Raw genomic sequence first — 21,421 nt, forward strand, 5'->3', positions numbered from 1 at the left:
TTCTAGCGGCGTGGCGCGATTTCATCATTGTAATTTAGGCCTCTGAGCGTGAAACACCATCTGGTTGGATGGGCTCATGCCAGGAACAAACCTCACTCAAGCGGAGGCAGCCGCCCGATCGGCGCTGCTCCAGATCACCACGTACGACGTCACTCTGGACCTCACCACGGGCCCGGACACCTTCGTATCCACCTCGCGGATCACGTTCACCGCCACGACTCCGGGGTCGAGCACGTTCGCCGATCTCGTCGGCGCGACCAACGTGTCAGCCACCCTCAACGGCCTTCCGCTCGACGCCAGTGCGTACGCGGATTCGCGGCTCGCCCTCGACGGCCTGGCGGACACCAACGAACTCGTCGTGACCGCCGACATGGCGTACTCGCACACCGGCGAGGGCCTCCACCGCTTCGTCGACCCGGTCGACGAGAAGGTCTACCTCTACAGCCAGATGGAAGTGCCAGACGCGCGCCGCGTCTTCGCCTCCTTCGAGCAGCCTGACCTGAAGGCCACCTTCACCTTCCACGTCACCGCTCCCGAGGGCTGGGCCGTCTTCTCCAACTCCCCCACGCCGGTGCCGACGTCGCTGGGAGACGGAAACGCCCGCTGGGACTTCGCGGTCACCAAGCGGATGTCCACCTACATCACCGCGATCGTCGCCGGTGAGTACGTCGGGGTCGAAGACTCCTACGTCGGCAAGAACGGCACCATCCCGCTCGGGCTCTACAGCCGCGCCTCGGCGCGCGAGCACATGGATGTCGACAGCCTCTTCACGCTCACCAAGCAGGGTTTCGAGTTGTTCGAGGACCTCTTCGACTACCCGTACCCGTTCGGCAAGTACGACCAGTTCTTCGTGCCCGAGTTCAACGCCGGCGCGATGGAGAACGCCGGCGCCGTCACGATCCGCGACGAATACATCCCGGCAAGTCGCCAGCCGCGGTCGTTCTACGACTTCCGCACCAACATGATCCTGCACGAGATGGCGCACCAGTGGTTCGGCGATCTGGTGACGATGAAATGGTGGAACGACCTCTGGCTCAATGAGTCGTTCGCCGAATGGGCCGGCTACTACGCCGCCGCGAACGCCACCGAGTTCACCGACGCCTGGACCGGGTTCACGAACGCCCGCAAACTGTCGGGCTACCGCCAGGACCAGCTGATCACCACCCACCCGATCGCACCGGAGATCAAGGACCTGCACGACATCGAGGTCAACTTCGACATGATCACGTACGCCAAGGGCGCGTCCGCGCTCAAGCAGTTGGTCGCCTGGGTCGGCATGGAGCCGTTCACCATCGGCCTGCGGGCGTACTTCCGCGACCACGCCTACGGGAACACCGAGTTCAAGGACCTGCTCGGCGCCCTGGAGAAGGCGTCGGGACGTGACCTGTCGACCTGGGCCGAGGAGTGGCTGCAGACGTCCGGCGTCAACACCGTCCGCCCGGAGTTCACGCTCAACGCGGACGGCACGTACGCATCGCTCACCATCCACCAGAGCGCTGCACCGGAGCACCCGACGCTGCGCCGGCACCGGATGGGCGTCGGCTTGTTCGACCTCGTCGAGGGGTCCCTGGTCCGGCGTACGACCATCGAGGTCGACGTCGAGGGCGGCCTCACCGAGGTCGCCGAGGCCGTCGGCAAGAAGCAGCCCGACCTGCTCCTGCTCAACGACGAGGACCTGGCGTACGTGAAGGTCCGTCTGGACGAGCGCTCGTACGCGACCGCAGTTGCGCACCTCTCGAAGCTGGACGACTCGCTCGCCCGGGCGCTCATCTGGACCGCCGCGTGGGACATGTGCCGCGACGGCGAGCTGCCGACGTCGGACTACATCGATCTGGTGCTGGCCAACATCGGCCAGGAGACCGACTCCTGGGGCCTCAGCCGGATCCCGGTGCTGGCCGAATCGGCCCTGTTCGGCTACGTCTCCCCCGACAAGCTCCCCGAACTCCAGGACCGTTGGGAGGCCGGCGTACGCGAGCTCCTCGTGGCCGCCGAGCCCGGCAGCGACGCCCAGCTCATCTTCGCCAAGACGTACGCCGCCGCCACGGACACCGCACGTGGTTCCATCCACGGCTGCATGCGGGGCGAGCGGACGATCGCGGACGTGAAGGCGTTGCTCGACGGCTCGTGGACCCTCCCGGGCCTCACGGTGGACCAGGACCTGCGCTGGCGGTTCATCACCGGCCTGTGCGCCGCAGGCGCGTTCGGGGAGGCCGAGATCTCGGCCGAACTTGAGCGTGACACCACGCAGTCCGGCAAGGAGAACGCTGCCGGTGCTCGTGCGGCGTCGCCCGACCCGACGGTCAAGGCCGAGGCATGGCGGCTGGCCACGATGGATCCGGCCACCCCGAACGCCACCGGCGAGTCGATCGCGAACGAGTTCTCGCGTGCGGGTCAGCCTGCGCTGGACGGCTACGTGCATGCCTACCTGGACGCTGCCGAGACGATCCTGGACAAGGTGGGTACGCACCGCGCGGCCCGGGCACTGGAGTACATCTTCCCGCGCCAGCTGGCCACGCAGGCGAACCTCGATGTGATCGACAAGTGGCTCGCCTCGACCACCGCCAGCGCGATGGCGGTGCGGTACGTGCGCGAAGGGCGCGACGAACTGGCGCGAGCCATGCGAGCTCAGCAGGCCTGAACACACGACGTCCACACAAATGAAGAAGGGCGGACCCGATCGGGTCCGCCCTTCTTTCATGTCTGGATCAGTGGTGGCCGGGGCTCTCGACGTGGTCCGGCTTCGGGAACGGCTTCGGCAGCAGACCCTCGCCCTTGAGGATGCCCGGCAGCAGCACGACGCCGGCGATGACCAGCGCGAGGCCGAGCGGGATGAGCACGATGACCGCGAGGAAGTGCAGCGGCGACACGTGCGGCGGGTGCGACCAGCCACTCGGAACGTCGGCCAGCGCCGGAGCAGACATCAGGGCAAAGGCCGTCAGCGACGCCACTGAAAGCGTCGCGACCCGGCGTACAGCGGTGCGCGTCGAGGAGGTCACGGGCACAGCGTAGCCGGTCAGCGGCGTGAGATTCCCGTCAGTACCCTCTGATCTATGACTGCCCTGTCGATCGATCACGCCTGGCACCGGATCTGGACGATCATCCAGGAGCGCCCGGGCACCATCGCCGGCCTGGTGATCCTTGCGTTCGTCGTGCGCTGGGTCGTGCTGCGGCTGGTGAACCGGTTCGTCACGTCCACCTCCGAGAGCGCCGCACCACTCCGGTCGGCACGTCTGGCGCAGCGCGCCCGGACCATCGGCGGCCTCGCGCGATCGCTGGCCACCTGGGTGATCGTGGCGATCTTCGGGATCATGCTGCTGGACCAGATGGGGATCAACGTCGCGCCCCTGATCGCCGGCGCTGGCGTGGTCGGCATCGCGGTCGGTTTCGGTGCCCAGACGCTGGTCAAGGACTACTTCAACGGTGTCTTCATGATCCTGGAGGACCAGTACAGCGTCGGTGACCGGGTCGAACTCGAGACTCCGCAGCTGAACACCTCCGGAGTCGTCGAGGCGGTCTCGTTGCGCGTCACGCGCGTACGCGACGACAGCGGCAAGATCGTCTACATCCGCAACGGCGAGATCCTGCGGGTCAGCAACCTCACCCAGGGCGACGTCGCTCCGGACATCGACGATCCCACCGACTGACCGCCGAAACCCGACATCCGTCAGCTCGAGACCCGGCGTTTGTCACGTCGAGACCCGACGTCTGCCTGACTGAGCGAGATGCAGTCACCACAGCGTGGAGACGGCGTAGTCGGCAATCGCTCGGTCCATCGTGATGATGGTGATCCCTCGGCTCGCCGCCTGAGCCACCAGCATCCGATCGAACGGGTCTCGGTGCACCCATGCCAGCCGGCCGGCGGCAAGGCTGTCATCGATGCTGATCGCGAGCGGTGCGGCCCGCAGCCTTCGTACGTGCGCGGCGAAACCGTCGAGCAGTAGATCGGCCTCCGGCCACTTCCCGAGCCGCACCTTGGTGGACAGCTCCCACGCCGACGCAGCCGACACGGCGAGTTCGTTGCCGAGGTCCGTGATCACCTCGCGCGCACGCGCGCTGAGCTTTTCCGGTGCGGTCAGCGCCCAGACCAGCGCATGGGTGTCGAGCAGGTACGTCACGCTTCCCAGACCGCCAGATCGTCGTCGGTCAGGGGTGCGTAGAAGTCGACCGGTTCGGCACCGAGGGCGACGAACCCCAGGGCCCGTTCCGTCGGCGGGAAGAACAGATCCAGGCGTACGACCGGCGTGCCGTTGCGCGCGACGATCACCTCTTCGCCGGCCTCGACCAGACTTATGAGTTCCGAGAGCCGAGCCTTGGCTTCGTAGACGTTCACAGTCACGCTCATGTTGGTCAGACTAACATGGTCTGACCAACATGAGCGTAACTGAATGCTTGCTCCGAGAGGGTCAGGCGAGCGTGGCCGTGAGGGTGATCGGGACGGCCTTCAACGCCTGCGAGACCGGGCAGCCCTCCTTGGCGGCGGAGGCGAGGCGTACGAACTCCTCCTCGCTGAGACCTGCAACCACACCCTCGACCGTGAGCGCGATCCCGGTGATGCCGGTGCCCGGGGTGAACTCGACCGCGGCCGAGGTGGTCAGCGTCGTCGCCGGGGTGTTGTTGTTGGCCAGGCCGTTGGAGAAGGCCATCGAGAAGCAGGAGCTGTGAGCGGCGGCGATGAGTTCCTCGGGCGAGGTGGTGCCATTCGGCTCCGCCGAACGCGCGGGCCAGTTCACCGCGTACGTACCGAGCCCCGACGAGTTGAGCGTGACCTCGCCAGAACCCTCGAACAGGGTGCCGGTCCAGACGGTGGTGGCGGTACGGGTGACGGGCATGATTTCTCCTCGAGAATGCGCGGGGGCGGCTGGTGCCGGAGCGGGAGTTCCATCCTTGCACTCCCCTGCGAACGCGTCAGGAGTCAGCGGGGAGAATGGTCGGGTGACGTTCTATGACGAGATCGGTGGCGAGCCGACCATCCGCCGGATCGTCGACACGTTCTACGAGGGCGTGGCGGCCGACCCGGTCCTCCGACCGATGTATCCGGAGGCCGATCTCGCGCCTGCCGCCGAGCGACTGACGCTGTTCCTCTGCCAGTACTGGGGCGGCCCGTCGACCTACAACGACCTGCGCGGGCACCCGCGGCTGCGGATCCGGCATGCGCCGTTCACAGTCAATGAGGACGCCCGCGACCGTTGGCTGGGCCACTTCGCACAAGGGCTGGTGGCGGTCGATCTGACCGATCAGCAGCGCGCCGAGTTCTGGGCATACGTCACGCACGCAGCGAACTTCCTGCTGAACTCCGATTGACAGATGCCGGGTCTCGGCCTGACAGATGCCGGGTCTCGGCCTGACAGATGCCGGGTCTCGGCGTCAGCCCACGTGGACGTGGGGGCGCTTCTCCCGGTCTGGCTCGGCTCGACGCAGGACCTCGCGGGTCGTGGGAGCCACCTCCCCCACGCCGAGGAAGAAGAACCTGAGCAGGTTGCGTACGGGATTGCCCTCGGTCCACTCGAAGTAGATGTGCGGGATCACGCCGCTCACGTCGCGGATGTGCAGCGTGAGGGCGGCCAGGGCGTTGGCCACCGAGACGCCCTTGACCCGCAGCACCCGGTAGTGACCGTGGACGGTGACGCCGCGGACCTTGAGCTTGCCCTGGAAGTCGGACGGATCCTGGACATAGACCTCGACGAAGATGATGTCCTCGTCCGGGAGGTCATTGTCGGCGATCATCTGCCGCAGTTTGTCGAGGTACTCGTCCTCGTCGAGAGCGTCGGGCTCGTTGGCGATGAGGCGGATCCGGCGGCGCGCGGTGTCGCGTACGAACCGCTCCGCCTTCTCGTCCATCCGGACCTCGACGGTACGCAGCTCGAAGCCACGCATGATCCGCGAGACCAGCGATACCAGCACGATCCCGCCGATGAAGGCGAAGGAGATCTTCACGCCGTCGGGGCGCTCGATCATGTTGTTGGCTGTCGTGTAGATGAAGACCGCGGCGATGAAGCCGTAGATGACGGTGAGCTTCTTCTCGCGCTTCCTGTACGCGGACAGCGTCACCGCGACCGCCGCAGACGTCATCAACACCAGCACGCCGGTGGCGTACGCACCACCCTGCTTGTCGACGTTGGCGTCGAACTGCCACGTGATGAAGAAGGCGACCGCGGTGATGACGACGACGAGCGGACGCGTCGCAGCGGCCCACTCCGGCGACATGCCGTACCGCGGGAGGTAGCGCGGAATGAGGTTGAGCATGCCCGCCATCGCGGACGCACCGGCGAACCAGAGGATGAGGATGGTCGAGACGTCGTAGACCGACCCGAAGCCGTTGCCGAGGTCGCTGTGGGCAAGGTACGCGAGCGCGCGACCGTATGCCGGCCCACCCTCCTGGAACGCGCTCTGCGGGATCAGGATCGCGGCGACAAAGGAACTCGTGATGAGCAGGACGCTCATGATGATGGCGGCGGTGGTGAGCAGCTTCCGGGCTCCGCTGATCCGCCCGGTCGGGACCGCTTCGGTATCGGTGGACAGACCCCTGATCTGCGGCATCACCGCGACCCCGGTCTCGAACCCGGACATGCCCAATGCCAGCTTCGGGAAGAGCAGGATCGCGACCCCGATCATCGCGAAGACGTTGCCGTGGGCCTTGAAGAGCGCATCGTTCCAGTTCGACACCATCTCGGGGTGCATGACGATGCGCCGCAGTCCGTCACCGATGACGACGACGTTCAGGACCAGGTAGACCCCGACCAGGACGACGGCGATGCCGATCGCTTCCTTGAAGCCACGGAAGAACACCGCACCCAGACCGGCCAGCAGCGCCAGGGTCACCAGCTCCGGATGGTCGGCGATCACATGCGGCACCAGCGGGTTCTTCGAGACGTGCGCTGCCGCGTCGGCAGCAGACAGCGTCATCGTGATGACCCAGGACGTCGCCGCGAAGCCGAGCAGGGCCAGGACGAGCAACTTGCCCTTCCACGCGGTGAGCAGACGTTCGAGCATCGCCACCGAACCCTCGCCGTGGGGCGACTCGGCGGCGACCCGGTGATAGACCGGCAACGCTCCGAACAGGGTGAGCAGGACCAGGACGATCGTCGCGATCGGGGACAGCACACCGGCGGCCAGCGCGGCGATGCCGGGCGCGTACCCCAACGTCGAGAAGTAGTCGAGGCCGGTCAGGCACATCACGCGCCACCATGCGTGCTGGTCCTCGTGCTCGTTGGCCTCGACGGATTCAGCGACTTCGGTTGTCACGCCCTAAGAGTGCTGCATCACCGAGCCACGCGCACAACTGATGGGCTGAGATGTGCGATTTGTCGCACTTCTCAGCCTGCCAGTGCCGCCGGTCGGCGGATGCGATGTCGTGGTCCGGGCGGTGGAACTCCTGTTCTGGGGTCAGCCGACGTGAACGTGTGGGCGGCGGGATCGGTCTGGTTCGGCGCGGCGCAGCACCTCACGGGTGGTCGGTGCCACCTCTCCCTGGCCGAGGAAGAAGAACTTGACCAGGTTCTGGACCGGGTTGCCCTCGGTCCATTCGAAGTAGATGTGCGGAATGGCATCCGTCTCGTCACGGATGTGGAGCATCACGGCCGCGAGCGAGTTGGAGATCGACGGGGCATCGAGCCGCAGCACCCGATAGTGACCGTGGACCGTGACACCGTGCACGTGGATCGACCCCTGGAAGTCCGACGGGTCCGTGACGTGCACCTCGACGAAGATGATGTCCTCGTCCGGGAGGTCGTTGTCGGCCACCATCTGCCGCATCTTGTCGATGTACTCGTCCTCGTCCAACGCGTCGGGCTCGTTGGCGATCAGGCGGATCCGGCGGCGCGCGGTGTCGCGTACGAACCGGAGCGCCCGCTGATCCATGTGCACGTCCACGGCCCGCAGCTCGAAGGAGCGGCCGATCCGCGACAGCAGCGAGACCAGGATGATCGCGCCGATGAAGCACGCGCCGATCTTGAGGCCGTCGGGCCGCTCGATGCAGTTGTTGACGGTCGTGTACGCGAAGACGACCGAGACCACCGCGAAGAACACGGTGAGCTTCCGCTGCCGCGCACGGCGGGCGGCGAGCGTGACGGCCACAGCTGCCGAGGACATCAGGACCAGGACGCCCGTGGCGTACGCACCGCCCTGCTTGTCGACGTTGGCCTGGAAGATCCAGGTGATCAGGAACGCGACCGCGGTGATCACGAGCACCAGCGGCCGGGTCGCGCCGGCCCACTTCGGCGACATGCCGTACCGCGGCAGGTAACGCGGGATGAGGTTCAACAGCCCGGCCATCGCCGAGGCTCCGGCGAACCACAGGATCAGGATCGTCGAGAGGTCGTACGCCGTCCCGAAGCCGCTGCCGAGGTTGTGGTGCGCCAGCCAGGCGAGGGCTCGACCGTTCGCGTCACCGTTCGTCACCGTGTCGAGCGGGATGAGCAGTGTGCAGACGACCGACGTCAGGATCAGGAACGCGCTCATGATGATCGCCGCGGCGGTCAGCATCTTCCTGGTGCCCTGGATCCGCCCGGCGGGGACGTTCGGGTCGTCGTCGGGGTGACCGACGACCTGCGGCATCACAGCCACACCGGTCTCGAAGCCCGACATGCCGAGAGCGAGTTTCGGGAACGCCACGAGCGAGAACCCGATCACCAGCCAGATCGAGGATCCGTGGGCGTGCAGCATCGCGTGCCACCACTGGCCTCCGTTGAGCACGGGGTGCCCGCGGAAGATCTCCCAGAAACCGTCGACGACGACGACCGCATTCAGGACGAGATACACCGCCACCAGGACGACCGCGATGCCGATGGCCTCCCGGAAGCCCCTCAGGAACACGGCACCTAGCAGGGCCAGCAGGACGAACGTGATCGCCTCGGGGTTGTGGGCGATCCACGACGGTGCGTGCGGATTTTCAGCGAGGTGGGCGGCGCCGTCCGCCGCTGACAAGGTCATCGTGATGATGAAGTCGGTCGCCGCGAAGCCCAGCAGCATCAGGACGAAGAGCTTCCCCTTCCAGAAGCCGAGCAGCCGTTCGAGCATCGCGATCGAACCCTGCCCGTGCGGCGACTCCTGAGCCACACGGCGGTAGACCGGCAGCGCGCCGAGCAGGGTGAGCAGGACCAACACGACGGTGGCGATCGGCGAGGCGAGTCCGGCGGCGGCAACAGCGATGCCGGGCGCGTATCCGAGGCTGGAGAAGTAGTCGACACCGGTCAGGCACATCACCCGGTACCACTTCTGGGGACGATGTTCCGAATGTTGTTCGGGGGCTTCCACCGCCGGCGCTACAGCTACCACCATTCAAGCCTGAGGCAGCGCGCCTCACGGCACAGCATCGAGACCCGTCAAGAAACCGTTAAGAAAAGCCAGCCGGCGTCACGGCTCGAGGGTGTACCCCAGCCCGCTGGAGGTCACCAGGTGCCGCGGGTGCGCCGGGTCGTCCTCGAGTTTGCGACGCAGTTGAGCGGCGTACACGCGCAGATAGTTCGTCTCCCGGGCGTACGCAGGGCCCCAGACCTCCCGCAGGATCTGCTCGCGCGGCACCAACTTGCCGGCGTTGCGGGCAAGCAACTCCAGGAACGCCCACTCGGTCGGCGTCAGGCGTACGTCCGCTCCAGCCTTCGCCACGCGCTTGCGTGCGAAGTCGATCTCCAGGTCGCCGATCTCCAGGACGACGACGCTCTCGGCCTGCGTGTCCTGCCCGCGGCGTACGGCCGCCCGCAGTCGTGCCATCAGCTCGTTCATCGCGAACGGCTTGGTGACGTAGTCGTCGGCACCGAGATCGAGCGCCTCGATCTTGTCCTCACCATGCTGACGTGCCGAGAGCACCACGACGGGGACCTTCGTCCAGCCACGCAGGCCGGCCAGCACCTCGGTGCCGTCCATGTCGGGCAGGCCGAGATCGAGGACGACCACCTCGGGGTGGAAGCGCGCTGCTGCCTCGAGACCGCTGGCTCCGTCGTGGGCGGTCTCGACCTCCCAGCCTGCAGCGCGCAGGTTGACCGCCAGCGCGCGCGCCAGTGCCGGTTCGTCATCGATGACCAGAACTCGATTCATCGCGCTCCCCCCGTTTCTGCCTGCGGCACCGAGACCACCATCGTCAGACCTCCACCCGGTGTCTCCTCAGCCGACAGGCCCACCGCCATGGCCTCGCTCAGGCCGCGCGCGACCGCCAGGCCAAGACCCAGCCCACCCGGAGAGGTGTCGTCCAGCCGCTGGAAGGGCTCGAACATCTTCTCGCGGAGGTCGGGTGAGATGCCGGGGCCGTGGTCGACCACCAGGACTTCAACCCTCCCCGGGACGACATTGGCCTGCAGGGCCACCCGCCCGCCATGGGAGACCCTCACCGCATTGCTGACGAGGTTGGCGATGACCCGCTCCAGCAGTCCCGGGTCGCACAGGACGAGCGGTACGTCCTCATCGACGTCGAGCGAGACCGTGCCGTGACCAGCGATGGCTCGCGGCAGGATCTCGTCCAGGCTCAGCGGGACCAGGGTCGGTCGCAGCAGGCCCGCCTCGAGCCGGGAGAGATCCAGAAGGTTGTCGATGAGTTGCTCCAGTTGGCGGGTCGACTCCTTCGCAGCTCCGACCAGGACCGCTCGGTCCTCCTCGGAGACAACGGGGACCGCGAGTCCGTCGACGGAGGCACGCATCGTCGCCAACGGCGTACGCAGGTCGTGGGAGACGGCGCGCAGGAGGGCAGTGGTCATCGCTTCGGCGCGCTCCAGGGCTGTGGCCCGATCCGCATGCTCCCGCAGTCTGCGGTACTCCAGCACCAACGACACGTGCACCGCGAAAGCCTCCAGCACGCGTTGATCGCCGGCACGCAGATGGGGTCCGCGCAGCGCCAGGATGTGGTCGCCGTCGACCTCCACCTGGGTGTCGCCCGGATGCGGGCGATCGGGCATGCCGACACCGGCACCGGACACCCGTTCCCACCCGGAGTCCTTGCGCCGCAACAAGACGGCGGCCTGTTGGCCGAACGTCTCCCGTACGCGTTGCACGACCGCGTCGGCGGTGTCCTGACCGGTGAGTACGGACCGCGACAGCGCGGTCATCGTGGCCGCCTCCGTTCGGGCGCGTACCGCGTCCTCCGCTCTCCGCGCCGCCCGGTCGACCACCGTGGCCACGCCGATCGCCACAAGGCTGAAGATCGTCAGCGCCGTGATGTCGCGCGGATCGCTGATCGTGAACCGGCGCAACGGCGGGCTGAACCACCAGTTCAGGCTCAGGAAGCTCACACCCGCAGCCAGGATCGCTGGCCACAGCCCACCGATCAGGGCGACCAGCACGGTGCCGGCAAGCAGCATTTGGCCGGCCACCGGCAGTTGCGTGCTCGGGTCGGCCTCGCCGTGTTGCAGCCACCACGACATCCCGACCGGAAGTGCGATCGCCAGCATCCAGCCGACGAGGGTGCGCCTCCAGTTGAGGGCCGACGCACGCCGCTTCCGCAGCACCGGCGCGACGCCTTCGTGTGGCACCAGGTGGACATCGATGGAGCCCGCGGAGGCAGCCACCCGGTCCCCGGTCGTGCCCGAGAACATGCGGGTCAAGCGGCCGTGCGTGGACACCCCGACGACGACCATCGTCGCGTTGGTCGCCACGGCGAAGTCGACGACTGCTGCCGAGACGTCGTCGCCGACGATGGAATGGAAGGTGCCGCCCAGCGAAGACGTCAGCGCCTGCATGCTCGCGAGCGTTCGCCCACCGCTCCGCGCGAGCCCGTCGTCGGTGACCACGTGCACCGCCAGAAGATCCGAACCCGCAGCACGCTGCGCAAGACGCGCGCCTCGACGCAGCAGGGCTTCGCTCTCGGGCCCTCCCGTCACCGCCACCACGATGCGCTCCTTGGTGGGCCACGGGTGCGAGATCTGGTGCGCGCGCCGGTAGTCCCCCAGTGCGTCGTCGACCCGGTCGGCCAACCACAGCAGGGCGAGTTCGCGCAGTGCGGTGAGATTGCCGACCCGGAAGAACGAGGTCAGCGAGGCATCGATCTTCTCCGGTTTGTAGATGTTGCCGTGAGCCATCCGGCGACGCAGGGCGTCCGGCGGCATGTCGACGAGTTGAATCTGGGCCGCGGTGCGTACGACCTCGTCCGGCACGGTCTCGCGCTGGCGTACGCCCGTGATCCGCTCGACCTCGTCGTTGAGTGACTCCAGGTGCTGGATGTTGACGGTGGTGATGACGTCGATCCCGGCGTCGAGGATCTGCTGGATGTCGGCCGACCGCTTCTCGTGCCTGCTGCCCGGAATGTTGGTGTGTGCCAGTTCGTCGACGCACACCACGGCCGGGCGACGCGCCAGTACGGCATCGACGTCCAGTTCGGTGAACGTGCTGCCGCGATAGGACATCGTCCGCCGCGGCAGCACCTCGAGGCCGTCGACCTTGCCCGCCGTGTTCGGACGATCGTGGGTCTCGACGTACCCGACCACGACGTCGGTCCCACGTGAACAGCGGCGATGCGCCTCGTCGAGCATTGCGTACGTCTTGCCGACACCGGGAGCAGCACCCAGATAGACGGTCAACCGCCCACGCCTGGGTGCTGCTCCCGAATCGGTCATGTGTGGATTGTGCCGGTCAACGATGCGTTGCGGCGTCGCGAACCGCGATGTTGAGCAGCAGGACATTCACGTGCGGCTCGCCCAGCACGCCCCAGGTGCGGCCTGAGGTGTACGTCGCCACCAATTCGGTGACCTGCGGGATCGTCAGGCCGTTGGCCTTCGCGACCCGCGGGATCTGGATCGCGGCGTACGCCGGCGAGATGTCGGGGTCGAGGCCGGAGGCCGAGGACGTCGCGGCGTCCGGCGGCACCTGGCTGATCGAGACGCCCTCGCGCTTGGCGATCGTCGCCTTCGCCTTCGCGATGGCCGCGACGAGGCGCGGGTCGTTGGGGCCGAGGTTCGTACCTGCTGTAGCAGTCATGTCGTAGCCACTGCCCGCTGCTGAGGGGCGCGGGTAGAACAGGCCGGGGTCTGTCGTCGGCTGGCCGATGACTGCGGAGCCGACGGCGTTGTGGGGGTTCGTGGTGTGTGCCCCTGTCGCGGTGACCAGCGAGCCGTTCGCACGCCAAGGCATCGCGACCTGGGCCGCGGCCGTCACGGCTAGCGGGTACGCCACGCCGCACACGACCGTGACGACGATCAGGACCCGCAGACCGGCCAGGGTGAAGCGAAAGAGTGAAACGAGATCCTTCATGTCCGTACTCCTCACAGACCGGGGATGAGATGGATGCCGAGGTCGAGCAGCTTGATGCCCAGGAATGGTGCGATCAGGCCTCCGACGCCGTAGATGAGCAGGTTGCGCTTGAGCAGAGCGTCCGCTGAGGATGGGCGGTAGCGCACGCCCTTCAGCGCCAGCGGGATCAACGCCACGATGATGAGCGCGTTGAACACCACCGCGGACACGATCGCCGACTGGGGCGTCGCCAGATGCATGATGTTGAGCACCTTCAGTTGCGGGAAGGAAGCCACGAACATCGCCGGCAGGATCGCGAAGTACTTCGCGATGTCGTTGGCGATCGAGAAGGTGGTCAGGGCGCCCCGCGTGATCAGCAACTGCTTGCCGATCTCCACGATGTCGATGAGTTTCGTGGGGTCCGAATCAAGGTCGACCATGTTCCCGGCCTCCTTGGCCGCGGTCGTACCCGTGTTCATCGCGACGCCCACGTCGGCCTGAGCCAACGCCGGCGCGTCGTTCGTACCGTCACCACACATCGCGACCATCCGACCGCCCCGTTGCTGCTCGCGAATGAGCGCCAACTTGTCCTCGGGCGTCGCCTCCGCGAGGAAGTCGTCGACCCCGGCCTCGGCGGCGATGGCCTTCGCCGTGACCGCGTTGTCACCTGTGATCATGACCGTCCGGATGCCCATCGCACGCAGCTCGTCGAACCGCTCGCGGATGCCTTCCTTGACCACGTCCTTGAGGTGGATGACACCGAGTACGCGCGCCGCCGACCCAGCCTCCTGGACCGCCACGACCAGCGGCGTACCGCCGGCGGAACTGATCCCCAGGACGATGTCGTCGGTCGCATCGGGGACGGTGCCGCCGTTCTCGGCGACCCACGCGGTGACCGCCGATCCCGCACCCTTGCGGACCTGGAGGCCAGGTGCATCGAGACCACTCATCCGGGTCATGGCCGAGAACTCGACCAGGACCGTACCCGCGGGAGCCGCGACGTCCGCCGAGATCAGTTCGACGATGCTGCGCCCCTCCGGGGTCTCGTCGGCGAGGCTCGAGAGTTTGGCGTACGTCTCGACGTCGGACTGGGTCACGCCAGGCACCGGCACCACCTCGGTGGCTCGCCGGTTTCCGTACGTGATCGTGCCGGTCTTGTCGAGGAGGAGGACGTCGACGTCGCCCGCAGCCTCGACCGCACGACCCGACATCGCGAGCACGTTGCGGCGTACGAGGCGATCCATGCCGGCGATGCCGATCGCGCTCAGCAGAGCCCCGATCGTGGTGGGGATCAGGCAGACCATGAGCGCGGTCAGCACGATCCAGGACTGGTGCGCGTGGCTGTAGTCCGCCTGGTAGTAGAGCGTTCCGCAGACCACCAGGAAGATCGCGGTGAGGCTGGCCAGCAGGACGTTCAGGGCGATCTCGTTGGGTGTCTTCTGGCGCTCGGATCCCTCGACGAGAGCGATCATCCTGTCGACGAACGAGTGGCCGGGTTCGGAGGTGATCCGGACCGCGATCTCGTCGGACAGGACCGTCGTGCCTCCGGTCACGGCGCTCCGGTCACCGCCCGATTCACGGATCACCGGCGCCGACTCCCCGGTCACGGCTGATTCGTCGACCGAGGCGACACCCTCGATGACGTCACCGTCTCCGGGGATCCGCTCCCCCGCCGTGACGAGAACGACATCACCGGCTCGCAGCGCCGCCGAGGAGACGACCTCCACGGTCCCGTCGGAGGCACGCCGACGAGCCGTCGTCTCCTCCTGGAGAGCCCGCAGACTCGCGGCCTGTGCCTTGCCCCGACCCTCGGCGACGGACTCAGCGAGCGTCCCGAAGAGCACGGTGAGCCAGAGCCAGAACGTGACCAGCCATCCCATGACGCTCGCATCGAGGATCGACATGACGGTGGTCGCCACGGCGCCGATCTCGACGACGAGCATGACGGGCGTCTGCCACAGCGCCCGGGGGTCGAGCTTGCGCAGGGCGCCCGGAACGGCCTGGACGAACTGCGCCGCGTTGAGGACCGACTGACTGGAGACCTGGGCGTGTTCGTGCGTGTTCATGCTGTGCGCATTCGTGTCGAGTGTGGTCATGAGAGGGCCTCCGCGATCGGACCGAGGACGAGAGCCGGGACGTAGGTGAGACCGACGACGACCACCGCGACGGACGCGAGCAACGCGATGAACAGTGGCTTGTGTGTCGGCAGGGTGCCGGCACTCGGCGGCAGGATCTTCGTACTCGCGAACCGTCCGGCGAGAGCCAGGACGAAGATCATCGGCAGGAACCTGCCGAACAACATGATCAGGCCGAGCAGGGTGTCCCAGAACGTGGTGCCGGAGGTGAGCCCGGCGAATGCCGAACCGTTGTTGTTGCCAGCACTGGTGACCGCGTACAGGATCTCGGAGAAGCCGTGCGGTCCGGTGTTGAGCATCCCTGCGAGACCGTCCTTGGCCGTGATCGCGATCGCGTCGCCGATCAGGATCAACAGCGGCGTGGCGAGGATGTAGAGCGCGGGAAGGATGATCTCCCGCTGCCCGATCTTCTTGCCCAGATACTCGGGCGTACGCCCCACCATCAGGCCACACAGGAACACCGTGACCACGGCGAGCATCAACATGCCGTAGAGGCCTGAGCCGACTCCGCCGGGCGAGATCTCGCCGAGCATCATGTTGAACAACTGCACTCCGCCTCCGGCCGCGGTGAAGCTGTCGTGCATGGAGTTGACCGCACCGGTCGAGGTGGCCGTGGTCGCTGCGCTGAAGAGGGCGCTGCCGGCCTCACCGAACCGCACCTCCTTGCCCTCCAGTGCACCGCCGGCGAGCATCGGCGCCAGACCCGGGTGAGCCATCTCCACCCACGTGGTCAGTGCGACGCCCATGCTGAACAGGGCAGCCATGGTCGCCACGATCGCGCCGCCCTGGCGCTTGTCCTTGACGATGAGGCCGAACGCCCACGCGATGCTGAACGGCAGGATCAGTTCCCAGTAGATCTGGAGCAGGTTGGTGAACGGGGTCGGGTTCTCGAACGGGTGCGCACTGTTGGCGTTGTAGAAGCCGCCACCATTGGTGCCGATCTGCTTGATCGCCTCCTGGCTGGCCACCGGACCGCCCGTCAGATGCTGCGTGCCACCGGTCAACGTGGTCAGGTCGTGCATGCCGTGGAAGTTCTGGATCGCCCCGAAGAAGATCAGGACGAGCGCACCGACGAACGACATCGGGATCAGCACCCGGAACGTGGTCCGGACCATGTCGGACCAGAAGTTGCCGATCCGACCACCCGAGCGCGATCGGGCCAGGGCCCGCGCGAAGGCGGCAGCGACTGCGAGACCAACGGCGGCCGAGACGAAGTTCTGCACCGCCAGACCGGTCATCTGGAACAGATGCCCTGCTGCCGACTCACCTGAGTACCACTGCCAGTTCGTGTTGGTCACGAACGAGATGGCCGTGTTGAAGGCGCCGGCAGCCGGGAAGCCCGAGAACCCGAGACTCAGCGGAAAGGCGTGCTGCAGGCGCGCGAAGGCGTACAGGAACAGGACACCGATCAGCGAGAAGCCGAGGACCGACATCGCGTACGAACGCCAGTGCTGATCGGCATCGCCGTCAACGCGCATGAGCTTGTACGCCCACCGTTCGACCCGCCAGTGCTTCTCGGAGGTGTAGATGTGGGCGAGATACTTGCCCACGAAGGGGACCGTGATGATCAGCAGGATGGCAAGCGCTGCGATCTGGCCGACGGCAGCAGCGACCGAACTCATGCCTCCACCTCCGGCGCGGTTCCGCGGGTCACGGTGTGGGCTGCGGCGGGTTCTTCAAGGTCGTCGGCAGCAGCGAGGCGACGGTCGATGACTCCGACCAGGGCCGCAAGACCACCGAACGACACCAGCGTCACAAGGACGTAGATGAAATCGGACACGTCTCCTGTCTAGGACCGCCGCTACCGGTCCCGAGTCGTTCTTAACGGTTCCCTAGCACTGTCCGACCCGGCGTTGACGAGGCCTTGACGGCTTCACGCGGTGGGTGGTGTGAGCAGCCTTCGCCACATCGGAGAGAACTCAACCGCCTTGGCCTCCGCCAGGTCGAAGCACACCATGACGAACCGACCCCGAGCCTTGATCTCCCCTGCGTCGCCGAACTCGGCGGTGAGCACCAGCGACTTCGTGCCGACATGGCTCACCCAGGTGCGGACGTCGTACGTGTCCACCCGATGCCCGATGGGCCGGACGTACTGGACATCCGCCTGGGCCACCACCGTTCCGGGCATCCCGGTATCCGGCGACACGGTCGCGGCCAGGCTGCGGAAGAGGTCGATCCGCGCCTCCTGGAAGAACTCGAGGTACTTCACGTTCGAGACGATGCCGCCGAGATCGATGTCGGAGAGCCGCAGCTGGACCGGGTGAACGTTGGTCGGCGGGACACCAGGCACCGCGAAGTCCACCGGCATGTACTCGGTCTGCTCCAGGCGCGCGGTGAGGACTTCCCGCTCCTGCTCGGTGAGCGGCCGGCTGCGGCGCGTACGCCCGTAGTCGAAGGCCACCTGCGTCGCGTAGGCCCTCAGGTGGACGGTGCGTACGCCGTCGTCCTCACGGAACAGCTCGTACGCGAGCGAGAACGACTTCTCCCCCACCGCCGTGACCCAGACCTCGACGAGGATCGGGCGGCCGTCGAACGCAAGCGGGCTCACATAGTTGAGTCGTTGGGAGCCGAGCACGACGAAGTTGAGGCCAGGGCATCCGGTGGACGCGAGGAAATCCCAGCGCGCTTCCTGGAGATAGTCCGCGTAGTACACGTTGTTGACGTGCTGGAAGGCATCCATGTCACCCCAGCGGATCGGACAGGCGTAGACATGGCGCACGCCGATGATCCTCCCATCACGCAGCGATAGTCTGATCGACGGACCCCGGACCGCATCGGTCCTGCGAACCGCCCTACCGAGGAGAACTCATGCCTGAGGCAGTCATCGTTTCTGTCGCGCGTACGCCCATTGGCCGCGCCTTCAAGGGATCGCTCAAGGACCAGCGTCCTGACGACCTCGCCGCCTTCGCCATCAAGGCCGCGCTCGACAAGATCCCCGCCCTGGACCCGACTCTCATCGAGGACATCTACCTCGGCAACGGCCAGCCCGCGGGTGAGGCCGGCTACAACATGGCCAAGGTCGCCAGCACCCTGCTGGGCCTGGACTCGGTCCCCGGCGCGACCGTCAACCGCTACTGCTCCTCGTCTGTCCAGACCACCCGGATGGCGTTCCACGCGATCAAGGCCGGCGAGGGCGACATCTTCGTCTCCGCCGGCGTTGAGGCCGTGTCCCGCTTCGCGTACGGCATGAGCGACGGCAACGCCAACTACAACCCGCTGATGACCGACGCCGTCGCGCGTACGGCCGGGTTGGCCGCCACCAACGACGCCTGGACCGACCCGCGCGAGTCGGGCCTCATGCCGGACGTGTACATCGCGATGGGCCAGACGGCAGAGAACGTCGCCACCCTGCGCGGCCTGTCCCGCCAGGAGCTCGACGAGTTCGCCACCCGCTCGCAGAATCTGGCCGAGAAGGCGATCGCTGACGGCTTCTGGGCCCGTGAGATCACTCCGATCACCCTGGCCGACGGCACCGTCGTCTCTGCCGACGACTGCCCCCGCGCCGGAGCCACGTACGAGGCGATGGCCTCGCTCAAGCCGGCCTTCCGGGAGAACGGTCTGAGCACCGCCGGCAACTCCTGCCCGCTCAACGACGGCGCCGCTGCCGTGGTGATCATGTCCGACACCAAGGCGGCCGAGCTCGGTCTCAAGCCGCTCGCGCGCATCGTCGCCACCGGCGTGTCGGGCCTCTCGCCGGAGATCATGGGCCTCGGTCCGGTCCAGGCGGTCAAGAACGCGCTCAAGTTCGCCAACATGTCGATCGGCGACATCGACCTGGTCGAGATCAACGAGGCGTTCGCTGCGCAGGTCGTGCCGTCGTACCAGGACCTCGGCATCGACATCGACCGCCTCAACGTCAACGGTGGCGCGATCGCGGTCGGTCACCCGTTCGGCATGACCGGTGCGCGTCTGCAGAACACGCTGCTCAACTCGCTGGAGTGGCACGACAAGACCACCGGCCTGATCACCATGTGTGTCGGCGGCGGTCAGGGCATGGCGCTCATCCTGGAGCGTCTCTGACCAACAGCTTGGGGGCGAAGAGCTGTAACGGCTCGGCCTTGCCCTTGAGTTCGATCTCGCCTCGCGAGTCGAGCTCGTAGGCCTTGCTCAACATCAGACGGGTGGCGTCGGTGATCAACACCGCGTCACCCGTCTGGCGTGTGGCGGCCTCCACGCGGGCAGCCACGTTGACCGCGTCCCCGATGACGCTGAAGTTCAACCGTCCAGCACCGCCCAGCGGCCCGGCGACCACCTGGCCCGTGTTGACCCCCACGCCGACAGTCAGGCCGACGGAGCCGAGCGTGTCCGCCAGTGCGATCTCACAGGCTGCCGCCACCGCCTTGTCGGCGTGGTCCAGGAACTCGTCGGGCGTACCGAATACCGCCAGCAGACCGTCGCCGAGGAATTTGTCGACGTGTCCGCCATGGCGCTCCACGATCGGCACGATCGCGGAGAACATCTCGTTGAGTGCGGCGATCACCTGAGGAGCGCTGGCTCCCTCCGCATACGAGGTGAACCCACGGACGTCGCAGAACAGCATCGAGGCCGTCACCTCGACCCCCTCGGGCGGGAACTGACCGGACAGGATCAGTTCGACGACGCTCTTGTCCATGTACGTACCGAACGCGTTGCGGATCTCCTCGCGTTCGGCCAGCCCGCGGCTCATCGCATTGATCTCATGGGCCAGCACGCCGAGTTCGTCGGAGCGCAACACGGGCGTACGCGCCGCGTAGTCGCCCTCCTGCACCCGGTCGACCTGAGCCCGCATCCCGCGCACCGGCTTGGTGATCGAGTCGCCCAGGAGGACTGTCAGCTCCGTGGCGAGGAAGACTCCCACGGCGCCGGAGACCAGCACCGTGATTGCCATCGCACCCGCGCCACGCTGGTGGCCGACGAGGCTCGCCGTCGCCATCGCCGCCGCGATCGTGTAAGCCGGGAGAGCCACCTTGAGGCGACTTGCGATCGAGATCCCGTGGTCACCTATCTCAAAGGTCGGTGGCAGACGGTCCGCGATCTCCTCGATCACCGGCACGGTGAGCAGTTCGCCGATCGTGTAGGTGACGACGGTCGCGTAGTAGGAGGGCACCGCGGTGGCGAGCAGCATCGCCGCAAATCCCGGCCACCCGATGTGCCACAGAAGCGCCGCGACCGCGACCGCCGGGATGACGGCGGAGAGGTTGATGAAGAGCGAGTACGAGCGGAACGTGCTCCAGGTCAGCCCGACGAGCTCGTGCCAGAGGGCCACCGTTTCGGCCTCGGTGGCGTCGGGGTTGGATCGCCACTGCAGGAAGCGCCCGATCGGGCCGCGGCTGCACAGCGCCACGAACGTGATCGGCACGATCGTCAGTGCCACCGCGACCACGACGACATCGAGCAGGTCGGCCCAGCCGGGACGGAAGTAGAGCGCCGCCAAGCAGACGGTGACGATCGCGACCTGCGCCGAGAAGATCCCCTCCGCGAGGGCGTGGATGAGCCAGTATTGATGGGCGAAGCGCCGGAACACCCAGCGCACCAATCGCAGGCGCATGCGCGAAGTCTGGCACCGACCGCTGCCAGGAAGCGACGGTCGGTGCCAGACTCGGGGTCAGGCGTACTGCCTCCGGGCTCAGCCCTGCAGCACAGCCTGGATCTCGAGGGTGATGTTCACCGCGTCGCCGACCAGCAGCTTGCCGCCGTCGAGCGGGATGTTGAAGTCCACGCCGAACTCCTTGCGGGAGATCTCCGTGCTCGCCTCGAACCCGATGCGCTGGCCGCCCCACGGGTCGGTCTCGATACCGAAGTACTCCACGTCGAGGTCGACCGGCTTCGTGACGCCCTTGATGGTGAGCTCGCCGGATGCCTTCTTGCCGTCGAAGGCAGTCGAGCGGAACGTCATCGGTCCACTGTTCTCGACGTCGAAGAAGTCCGCCGACCGGAGGTGACCGTCTCGTTGGGCGTCGCGGGTGTTGATCGAGTTGAGGTCGATGGTCGCCTCGGTGGTGGTCTCGGCCAGGCCGGATCCGGTCGTGAGCGTGCCCTCGAACTTCTCGAACTGTCCACGCACCTTGGACATCAGGTGACGAACGGTGAAACCGACCTCCGAGTGGCTCGGGTCGATGGTCCAGGTACCGGCGATGAGGTCAGACATGATGTGCTCC

Annotated in this window: 19 protein-coding genes; 4 read left to right on the forward strand and 15 right to left on the reverse strand. The window is 66.9% G+C overall.

From position 1 onward, the window contains the following. Positions 1-76: 76 nt before the first annotated feature. Positions 77-2,638, forward strand: coding sequence for an aminopeptidase N (pepN, locus tag KCTC_RS04145; RefSeq protein WP_125567024.1), 2,562 nt, complete (start codon positions 77-79; stop codon positions 2,636-2,638). 67 nt (positions 2,639-2,705) lie between these two features. Here the strand turns inward: pepN and KCTC_RS04150 are convergent, their stop codons facing one another. Then, positions 2,706-2,996 carry a hypothetical protein gene (locus KCTC_RS04150; protein ID WP_125567026.1) on the reverse strand — a complete coding sequence of 97 codons (291 nt, stop codon included), beginning with the start codon at positions 2,994-2,996 and terminating at the stop codon, positions 2,706-2,708. 54 nt (positions 2,997-3,050) lie between these two features. Here KCTC_RS04150 and KCTC_RS04155 point away from each other — a divergent pair, with 54 nt between their 5' ends. Further along, entirely contained in the window at positions 3,051-3,644 is a 594-nt protein-coding gene (locus KCTC_RS04155) for a mechanosensitive ion channel family protein (RefSeq protein ID WP_125567029.1), read from the forward strand. An 84-nt stretch (positions 3,645-3,728) separates the two neighbouring features. Here KCTC_RS04155 and KCTC_RS04160 read toward each other — a convergent pair whose 3' ends face one another. The 3 genes from KCTC_RS04160 to KCTC_RS04170 all read right to left on the reverse strand — a co-directional run bounded on the left by KCTC_RS04160 (position 3,729) and on the right by KCTC_RS04170 (position 4,829). Continuing rightward, positions 3,729-4,115: a type II toxin-antitoxin system VapC family toxin gene (locus tag KCTC_RS04160; protein ID WP_125567031.1), complete on the reverse strand. Its 387-nt coding sequence runs from the start codon at positions 4,113-4,115 to the stop codon at positions 3,729-3,731. Further along, complete coding sequence (locus tag KCTC_RS04165; RefSeq protein ID WP_125567033.1) at positions 4,112-4,342, reverse strand: type II toxin-antitoxin system Phd/YefM family antitoxin; 231 nt, start codon at positions 4,340-4,342, stop codon at positions 4,112-4,114. Before KCTC_RS04165 ends, KCTC_RS04160 begins: the two co-directional genes overlap by 4 nt. A 61-nt stretch (positions 4,343-4,403) precedes the next feature. Continuing rightward, positions 4,404-4,829: an OsmC family peroxiredoxin gene (locus tag KCTC_RS04170; RefSeq protein ID WP_125567036.1), complete on the reverse strand. Its 426-nt coding sequence runs from the start codon at positions 4,827-4,829 to the stop codon at positions 4,404-4,406. A gap of 103 nt (positions 4,830-4,932) precedes the next feature. Between KCTC_RS04170 and KCTC_RS04175 the strand changes: the two genes are divergently transcribed. Beyond that, positions 4,933-5,301 (forward strand): globin, encoded by a 369-nt coding sequence (locus KCTC_RS04175; RefSeq protein WP_231998835.1) that lies wholly within the window; start codon positions 4,933-4,935, stop codon positions 5,299-5,301. 63 nt (positions 5,302-5,364) lie between these two features. On the opposite strand, the gene KCTC_RS04180 is transcribed toward KCTC_RS04175, so the two are convergent. The 9 genes from KCTC_RS04180 to KCTC_RS04215 form a co-directional block, all read right to left on the reverse strand. Further along, positions 5,365-7,242 carry an APC family permease gene (locus KCTC_RS04180; protein ID WP_125567040.1) on the reverse strand — a complete coding sequence of 626 codons (1,878 nt, stop codon included), beginning with the start codon at positions 7,240-7,242 and terminating at the stop codon, positions 5,365-5,367. A gap of 141 nt (positions 7,243-7,383) precedes the next feature. Beyond that, the gene (locus KCTC_RS04185; protein WP_231998887.1) at positions 7,384-9,198 is read right to left on the reverse strand and encodes an APC family permease; all 1,815 of its coding nucleotides are present in this window, start codon (positions 9,196-9,198) and stop codon (positions 7,384-7,386) included. A 153-nt stretch (positions 9,199-9,351) separates the two neighbouring features. Continuing rightward, positions 9,352-10,032, reverse strand: a complete 681-nt coding sequence (locus KCTC_RS04190; protein WP_125567045.1) for a response regulator transcription factor — start codon at positions 10,030-10,032, stop codon at positions 9,352-9,354. Continuing rightward, complete coding sequence (locus KCTC_RS04195) at positions 10,029-12,536, reverse strand: sensor histidine kinase (protein ID WP_125567047.1); 2,508 nt, start codon at positions 12,534-12,536, stop codon at positions 10,029-10,031. Before KCTC_RS04195 ends, KCTC_RS04190 begins: the two co-directional genes overlap by 4 nt. Positions 12,537-12,552: 16 nt before the next feature. After that, entirely contained in the window at positions 12,553-13,170 is a 618-nt protein-coding gene (gene kdpC, locus KCTC_RS04200) for a potassium-transporting ATPase subunit KdpC (RefSeq protein WP_125567049.1), read from the reverse strand. Between the two features lie 11 nt (positions 13,171-13,181). Next, positions 13,182-15,215 (reverse strand): potassium-transporting ATPase subunit KdpB, encoded by a 2,034-nt coding sequence (gene kdpB / locus KCTC_RS04205; RefSeq protein ID WP_197715244.1) that lies wholly within the window; start codon positions 15,213-15,215, stop codon positions 13,182-13,184. A 26-nt stretch (positions 15,216-15,241) separates the two neighbouring features. Next, a complete protein-coding gene (kdpA, locus tag KCTC_RS04210; RefSeq protein ID WP_125567053.1) occupies positions 15,242-16,906 on the reverse strand; it encodes a potassium-transporting ATPase subunit KdpA in 1,665 nt (554 codons plus the stop codon). Continuing rightward, a complete protein-coding gene (locus tag KCTC_RS14650; protein WP_164512474.1) occupies positions 16,903-17,064 on the reverse strand; it encodes a hypothetical protein in 162 nt (53 codons plus the stop codon). The genes kdpA and KCTC_RS14650 overlap by 4 nt, the downstream gene beginning before the upstream one ends. 93 nt (positions 17,065-17,157) lie before the next feature. After that, the gene (locus KCTC_RS04215; protein WP_125567055.1) at positions 17,158-18,003 is read right to left on the reverse strand and encodes an acyl-CoA thioesterase; all 846 of its coding nucleotides are present in this window, start codon (positions 18,001-18,003) and stop codon (positions 17,158-17,160) included. Positions 18,004-18,092: 89 nt separating this feature from the next. Here KCTC_RS04215 and KCTC_RS04220 point away from each other — a divergent pair, with 89 nt between their 5' ends. Further along, on the forward strand, positions 18,093-19,304 hold the full coding sequence (locus tag KCTC_RS04220) for an acetyl-CoA C-acetyltransferase (protein ID WP_125567057.1): 1,212 nt from the start codon (positions 18,093-18,095) through the stop codon (positions 19,302-19,304). Here the strand turns inward: KCTC_RS04220 and KCTC_RS04225 are convergent. Both KCTC_RS04225 and KCTC_RS04230 read right to left on the reverse strand, forming a co-directional pair. Further along, positions 19,285-20,811, reverse strand: coding sequence for an adenylate/guanylate cyclase domain-containing protein (locus tag KCTC_RS04225; protein ID WP_125567059.1), 1,527 nt, complete (start codon positions 20,809-20,811; stop codon positions 19,285-19,287). The two genes, KCTC_RS04220 and KCTC_RS04225, sit on opposite strands and share 20 nt — an antisense overlap. A gap of 78 nt (positions 20,812-20,889) precedes the next feature. Further along, a complete protein-coding gene (locus tag KCTC_RS04230; RefSeq protein ID WP_125567061.1) occupies positions 20,890-21,411 on the reverse strand; it encodes a YceI family protein in 522 nt (173 codons plus the stop codon). Positions 21,412-21,421: the final 10 nt, after the last annotated feature.

Source organism: Nocardioides baekrokdamisoli (assembly GCF_003945325.1).
Taxonomy (GTDB): Bacteria; Actinomycetota; Actinomycetes; order Propionibacteriales; family Nocardioidaceae; genus Nocardioides; species Nocardioides baekrokdamisoli.

Coding starts and splice junctions, on each gene's coding strand:
- KCTC_RS04170 (WP_125567036.1), bottom strand. CDS start 4,829: ATGCCCGTCACCCGTACCGCCACCACCGTCTGGACCGGCACCCTGTTC.
- KCTC_RS04190 (WP_125567045.1), bottom strand. CDS start 10,032: ATGAATCGAGTTCTGGTCATCGATGACGAACCGGCACTGGCGCGCGCG.
- KCTC_RS04220 (WP_125567057.1), top strand. CDS start 18,093: ATGCCTGAGGCAGTCATCGTTTCTGTCGCGCGTACGCCCATTGGCCGC.
- kdpC (WP_125567049.1), bottom strand. CDS start 13,170: ATGAAGGATCTCGTTTCACTCTTTCGCTTCACCCTGGCCGGTCTGCGG.
- pepN (WP_125567024.1), top strand. CDS start 77: ATGCCAGGAACAAACCTCACTCAAGCGGAGGCAGCCGCCCGATCGGCG.
- kdpB (WP_197715244.1), bottom strand. CDS start 15,215: ATGAACACGCACGAACACGCCCAGGTCTCCAGTCAGTCGGTCCTCAAC.
- KCTC_RS04225 (WP_125567059.1), bottom strand. CDS start 20,811: ATGCGCCTGCGATTGGTGCGCTGGGTGTTCCGGCGCTTCGCCCATCAA.
- KCTC_RS04185 (WP_231998887.1), bottom strand. CDS start 9,198: ATGTGCCTGACCGGTGTCGACTACTTCTCCAGCCTCGGATACGCGCCC.
- KCTC_RS04195 (WP_125567047.1), bottom strand. CDS start 12,536: ATGACCGATTCGGGAGCAGCACCCAGGCGTGGGCGGTTGACCGTCTAT.
- KCTC_RS04155 (WP_125567029.1), top strand. CDS start 3,051: ATGACTGCCCTGTCGATCGATCACGCCTGGCACCGGATCTGGACGATC.
- KCTC_RS04165 (WP_125567033.1), bottom strand. CDS start 4,342: ATGAGCGTGACTGTGAACGTCTACGAAGCCAAGGCTCGGCTCTCGGAA.
- KCTC_RS04230 (WP_125567061.1), bottom strand. CDS start 21,411: ATGTCTGACCTCATCGCCGGTACCTGGACCATCGACCCGAGCCACTCG.
- kdpA (WP_125567053.1), bottom strand. CDS start 16,906: ATGAGTTCGGTCGCTGCTGCCGTCGGCCAGATCGCAGCGCTTGCCATC.